The organism is Hyphomicrobium sp. (genome assembly GCF_036833075.1).
Lineage (GTDB): Bacteria > Pseudomonadota > Alphaproteobacteria > Rhizobiales > Hyphomicrobiaceae > Hyphomicrobium_C.
Genome location: NZ_DAITQL010000121.1, coordinates 1 through 5,642, shown reverse-complemented (window position 1 = coordinate 5,642; position 5,642 = coordinate 1). Strand labels below are relative to the sequence as shown.

Genomic DNA, 5,642 nt, shown 5'->3' with positions numbered 1-5,642 from the left:
GGCGGGGGCGGGCTTAACTCACCTTTATCGTGGCTTGCTGCTGCCGTTCATTTTTATTGTGAGCCCTTGACCGTCGCGCCGGTCTGCCTTTTCTGGCGGCCGGCGCGGTTTTCTTCGTCGGTTGCGGTGCGTTGCTATCGGAGATACGGGCAGAGCCTGCGCTTGCCGTCGTAGCCGAGGAACGTGCCGGTCCTGCGGTCGAACGAGCGATAGCGCGCTTCGCACCGGGCGATGGCATCGCCGCTCGGGGCGACGTCGTAATCGTCATAATCGTCTTCATAGAAGTCGTCGTAATAGTAGGACGGGCCGTAATAGAAATAGGGGACGCCATACCAGCGCGGACGGATGGGGCGGAAATGGCCGTGGCCGTGGTGGCCGCCGCCGTGCCAATGACCGCCGCCAGGCCGGTGAGGCTTGCCGCCACCGCCGAAGCGCGGTCCGCCGCCGCCATGGATGTGGCGACCGCCGCCCCCGCCGCTGCGGATGCCATGGCCACCGCCTCCGCCGGACCTGCGGACATCGACCACGAGTCCATCGGTGCCGGCCTTCGACAGCGCGGCTCCCGTGTTGGGCGTCACCGGCGCGGCACTCGCGGCCGAGGCCATGAGCGGCAGGGCCGCCAGCGCGGCGAACGCCAGCACTCTTGTGCTCCTCATACCTGATACTCCATCTCAAATTCTGTTTCGGGGCCACCCCGTGATCCACGCTGCCCACTCTGGATGTGGGGGCTCCCGGTTAAGAATCCCATCGGTAGACCGTTTGGTTCCTCGTTTTTTTGTTGCGGCGAGGACCAGCCCCCAAGCTCAGGTGGGGCGATGAATGGCCGCGGAATCCCGTCGTCCGCCCCCGTCTCAGCGCGGTTGATGCGCCGTGACGTACATGATACAGAACCGCGGGTTTTCGGTCGGGGGACCTTACGCGCCGGCAATTTGGCCGGCGGCGCGGCTCCACCCCGTCCGCATCATCCTCGACATTGACAGGGCTGTGGCTTCGGCCGCGGGGCTTCCTCCAACCCCTTGAGCACGCGAGATTTCTTGACGTGGCGACAGAAGAACCAATCGTGGCCGGTGTGGCAGTGCGCTACGCAGCCGCCCTTTTCGATCTTGCAAAAGAGCAAAACAAGATCTCCGAGGTCGAGCAGGATCTCGTCAAATTCCAGCAACTTTACGACATGAGCCCCGACCTGCAGCGGCTGGTCAGAAGCCCCGTCATTGCGGCCGACGATCAGGTGCGCGCGCTCAGCCGCGTGCTCGACATGGCCGGCGTCGGGGGGCTTGCCAAGAACTTCATCGGTCTCGTGGCGAGGAACCGTCGCCTGTTCGCGGCGCCCGACATGGTGCGCGCTTTTCGCTCGCTTGCGGCGAAAGCCCGCGGCGAGGTGACGGCGGAGGTGATCAGCGCGCATCCGCTGACGGAAGAGCAGGCCAACGCGCTCAAGGCTCAGCTCAAGGAAACAGTCGGCAAGGACGTGACGCTCGCGGCCAAGGTCGACGCCGCGCTGATCGGTGGGCTGATCGTGAAGCTCGGCAGCCGGATGATCGATTCGTCGCTCAGGACAAAGCTTTCGAACTTGAGCCTTTCGCTCAAGGGAGGCCATTGACGCGAGGCTCAGGCCGGCTCAGCCGGCCGCCACGGCGCGCTCCCAAGACCAAGATATATCAAGACATATAGAGAAAACGCCCTACAGACAGAGGTCAAGTGATGGACATCCGGGCTGCAGAGATCACCTCGATCCTGAAAGATCAGATCAAGAATTTCGGCAAGGAAGCCGAGGTTTCGGAAATCGGGCAGGTGCTGTCGGTCGGCGACGGCATCGCGCGCGTCTACGGCCTCGATAACGTGCAGGCCGGCGAGATGGTGGAGTTCCCGGGCGGCATCCGCGGCATGGCGCTCAACCTCGAAGCCGACAACGTCGGCGTCGTGGTGTTCGGCGACGACCGCACCATCAAGGAAGGCGACAACGTCAAGCGGACCGGCGCCATCGTCGAGGTCCCGGTCGGCAAGGGTCTGCTCGGCCGTGTGGTCGACGGCCTCGGCAACCCGATCGACGGCAAGGGCCCGATCCAGTCCGACACGCGCATGCGCGTCGACGTCAAGGCCCCCGGCATTCTACCGCGCAAATCGGTGCACGAGCCGATGGCGACCGGCCTCAAGGCGGTGGACGCCCTGATCCCCGTCGGCCGCGGCCAGCGTGAGCTCATCATCGGCGACCGCCAGACCGGCAAGACCGCCATCATCCTCGACACGTTCCTCAACCAGAAGTCGATCAACGCCGGAAGCGACGAGAGCGCCAAGCTCTATTGCGTCTATGTCGCCGTCGGACAGAAGCGCTCGACGGTTGCGCAGTTCGTCAAGGTTCTGGAGGAGCGCGGCGCGCTCGAGTACTCGATCGTCGTCGCCGCCACCGCCTCCGACCCGGCGCCCATGCAGTACCTCGCGCCGTTCACCGGCTGCACGATGGGCGAATACTTCCGCGATAACGGCATGCACGCCGTGATCGCCTACGACGACCTCTCCAAGCAGGCCGTCGCCTACCGCCAGATGTCGCTCCTTCTGCGCCGCCCGCCGGGCCGCGAAGCCTACCCGGGCGACGTGTTCTACCTCCACTCCCGTCTGCTCGAGCGCGCCGCGAAGCTCGGCGATGCCGCCGGCAAGGGCTCGCTCACCGCGCTCCCCGTCATCGAGACCCAGGCCAACGACGTGTCGGCCTACATTCCGACCAACGTGATCTCGATCACCGACGGGCAGATCTTCCTTGAGACCGATCTCTTCTATCAGGGCATCCGCCCGGCCGTGAACGTCGGCCTCTCGGTGTCGCGCGTCGGCTCTTCGGCGCAGACCAAGGCGATGAAGCAGGTGGCCGGCAAGATCAAGGGCGAGCTCGCGCAGTACCGCGAGATGGCGGCCTTCGCGCAGTTCGGCTCGGACCTCGACGCGGCGACGCAGAAGCTGCTCGCGCGCGGCGCGCGCCTCACCGAGCTCCTGAAACAGCCGCAGTTCTCTCCGCTCAAGATGGAGGAGCAGGTGGCGGTGATCTTCTCGGGAACGCGCGGTTATCTCGACCCGCTTCCGGTCTCGGCGATCGGCAAGTTCGAGGCGAGCCTTCTGACGGCGCTACGCGAGGAGAAGACGCTCCTCGACACCATCGCCAAGGACAAGGCGATGTCGGATGAGACCGAGAAGAAGCTCGTCGGCTTCCTCGACACCTTCGCGAAGAACTTCGTCGCTTAGTGCTTTTCCCCTCCCTTTGCGGGGAGGGGCCAAAATTTTAGGGATGCTCGAATGCCGAGCTTAAAAGATCTCAGGAACCGCATCTCGTCGGTCAAGGCGACGCGGAAGATCACGAAGGCCATGCAGATGGTGGCCGCGGCCAAGCTGCGCCGCGCGCAGGAAGCCGCGACGGCGGCCCGGCCCTACGCCGAGCGCATGGACGCCGTGCTCGCCGCGCTCGGCAAGGCCATCAACCGCGAAAACGCTTCGCCCCTGCTGGTCGGAACCGGCCGCGACCAGACGCATCTCCTGATCGTCATGACGGCCGAGCGCGGCCTCTGCGGCGGTTTCAACTCGAACATCGCCAAGCTCGCGCGCGCGGACGCGCAGCAGCTCCTGGCCGCCGGCAAGACGGTCAAGATCCTGACGGTCGGCCGCAAGGGCGCGGACAACCTCAGGCGCGACCTCGGACGCAATATCGTCGAGCGCGTCGAGTTGCGTGGCATCCGCCAGGTCGGCTTCACGAACGCCGAGGAGATCGCTGGCAAGGTGGTCGCCATGTTCGAGGCCGGGGACTTCGACGTTGCGACGCTCTACTTCTCGGAGTTCAAGAGCGTCATCACGCAGAAGCCGACGGCGCTGCAGCTCATTCCGGCCAAGCTGCCGGAGGCGGCGACCGAGGCGAAGGGCGTCGCGCAGCCGCTCGTTGAGACCGAGCCGGACGATGGATCGGTGGTCGAGTATCTGCTGTCGCGAAACATCTCGACGCAGATCTTCCGCGGCCTTCTCGAGAATGCCGCTTCGGAGCAGGGCGCGCGCATGAGCGCCATGGACAGCGCGACGCGCAACGCCGGCGAAATGATCAACAAGCTGACGATCAAGTACAACCGTCAGCGGCAGGCGAACATCACCAAGGAGCTCATCGAGATCATCTCGGGTGCGGAAGCGCTTTGAGACCAGGCGCGAGGAGATAGCCCATGGCCTACAAGACGACAGCAACCACGAAGGGCGGCCGCGACGGCCGCGCGATCGTCGAGGATGCCAAACTTTCGCTTGCCATGGCGCTGCCGAAGGATCTCGGCGGATCCGGCGAAGGGCACAACCCCGAGCAGCTCTTCGCCGCCGGCTATTCGGCCTGCTTCGGCCAGGCGATCCTGCTGCTCGCGAAGAAGCACGGGCTCGACGGCCAGGCGGCGCGCGTCACCGCCGACGTGACGCTCAACACCGCCGACGGCTTCTCGCTCGCCGTCGATCTCAAGGTTTCGCTTCCCGGCGCCGACAAGGCCGCCCTTCAGGCCCTCGTCGAGGAAGCACATACGGTCTGTCCCTATTCAAAGGCGACGCGCGGGAACATTCCCGTCACGCTGTCGATCGCATAGTTGAGGCCGATGATCACGCTTCGGACTGAACGGATCCGAAGCGCTCATGGTCCGAGAATTTTGGCTGGAGAGGAAAATGGCAAGCAAGGTTGGTAAGGTTCGCCAGGTCATGGGCGCTGTCGTCGACGTGCAGTTCGACGACCATCTGCCGGAGATTCTGAACTCGCTCGAGACCAAGAACAACGGCCAGCGCCTTGTTCTCGAGGTGGCGCAGCATCTCGGCGAGAATACGGTTCGCACCATCGCCATGGACTCGACCGAGGGTCTCGTGCGCGGCCAGGAGGTCGCCGACACGGGCGCGCCGATCTCGGTGCCGGTCGGCGAGGAGACGCTCGGGCGCATCATCAACGTGATCGGCGAGCCGGTCGATGAAGCCGGCCCCGTCAACACCAACGCCGTGCGCGCCATCCACCAGGCGGCCCCCGCGTTCGCCGATCAGGCGACGGAAGCGCAGATCCTGGTCACGGGCATCAAGGTCGTCGATCTGCTCGCGCCCTACGCCAAGGGCGGCAAGATCGGCCTCTTCGGCGGCGCCGGCGTCGGCAAGACCGTGCTCATCATGGAGCTCATCAACAACATCGCCAAGGCGCACGGCGGCTACTCGGTGTTCGCCGGCGTCGGCGAGCGTACGCGTGAGGGCAACGACCTCTATCACGAGATGATCGAGAGCAAGGTCAACATCGACCCGAAGAAGAACAACGGCTCGACCAAGGGCTCCAAGTGCGCTCTCGTGTACGGCCAGATGAACGAACCGCCGGGCGCGCGCATGCGCGTCGCGCTCTCGGGCCTCACCGTCGCCGAGGACTTCCGCGACAAGGGCCAGGACGTGCTGTTCTTCGTCGACAACATCTTCCGCTTCACGCAGGCGGGCTCGGAAGTGTCGGCGCTGCTCGGCCGCATCCCCTCGGCGGTCGGCTATCAGCCGACGCTCGCGACCGACATGGGCGCGCTGCAGGAGCGCATCACCACCACGCAGAAGGGCTCGATCACCTCGGTGCAGGCGATCTACGTGCCGGCCGACGACTTGACCGACCCGGCGCCCGCGACCTCGTT

The 5,642-nt window shown here is 65.3% G+C and carries 6 protein-coding genes; 5 read left to right on the top strand and 1 reads right to left on the bottom strand.

Features of this window, described 5'->3' with window-relative positions; all coding sequences use genetic code 11:
- Nucleotides 1-134: 134 nt before the first annotated feature.
- On the bottom strand, nt 135-656 hold the full coding sequence (locus V7082_RS20425) for a BA14K family protein (RefSeq protein WP_334151434.1): 522 nt from the start codon (nt 654-656) through the stop codon (nt 135-137).
- A gap of 383 nt (nt 657-1,039) precedes the next feature.
- Between V7082_RS20425 and V7082_RS20420 the strand changes: the two genes are divergently transcribed.
- The 5 genes from V7082_RS20420 to atpD all read left to right on the top strand — a co-directional run.
- The gene (locus V7082_RS20420; protein WP_334151433.1) at nt 1,040-1,600 is read left to right on the top strand and encodes a F0F1 ATP synthase subunit delta; all 561 of its coding nucleotides are present in this window, start codon (nt 1,040-1,042) and stop codon (nt 1,598-1,600) included.
- A 101-nt stretch (nt 1,601-1,701) separates the two neighbouring features.
- Nucleotides 1,702-3,231: a F0F1 ATP synthase subunit alpha gene (gene atpA, locus V7082_RS20415; protein WP_334151431.1), complete on the top strand. Its 1,530-nt coding sequence runs from the start codon at nt 1,702-1,704 to the stop codon at nt 3,229-3,231.
- Between the two features lie 51 nt (nt 3,232-3,282).
- On the top strand, nt 3,283-4,164 hold the full coding sequence (locus V7082_RS20410) for a F0F1 ATP synthase subunit gamma (RefSeq protein WP_334151429.1): 882 nt from the start codon (nt 3,283-3,285) through the stop codon (nt 4,162-4,164).
- Nucleotides 4,165-4,187: 23 nt separating this feature from the next.
- Nucleotides 4,188-4,589 carry an organic hydroperoxide resistance protein gene (locus V7082_RS20405; protein ID WP_334151428.1) on the top strand — a complete coding sequence of 134 codons (402 nt, stop codon included), beginning with the start codon at nt 4,188-4,190 and terminating at the stop codon, nt 4,587-4,589.
- Nucleotides 4,590-4,665: 76 nt separating this feature from the next.
- On the top strand, nt 4,666-5,642 hold a 977-nt coding region (gene atpD, locus V7082_RS20400), incomplete at its 3' end, for a F0F1 ATP synthase subunit beta (RefSeq protein WP_334151426.1).

Bases quoted from the DNA above. Each gene is read 5' to 3' on its own strand.
- V7082_RS20425 (WP_334151434.1), bottom strand. From the start codon at position 656: ATGAGGAGCACAAGAGTGCTGGCGTTCGCCGCGCTGGCGGCCCTGCCG.
- atpA (WP_334151431.1), top strand. From the start codon at position 1,702: ATGGACATCCGGGCTGCAGAGATCACCTCGATCCTGAAAGATCAGATC.
- V7082_RS20410 (WP_334151429.1), top strand. From the start codon at position 3,283: ATGCCGAGCTTAAAAGATCTCAGGAACCGCATCTCGTCGGTCAAGGCG.
- V7082_RS20405 (WP_334151428.1), top strand. From the start codon at position 4,188: ATGGCCTACAAGACGACAGCAACCACGAAGGGCGGCCGCGACGGCCGC.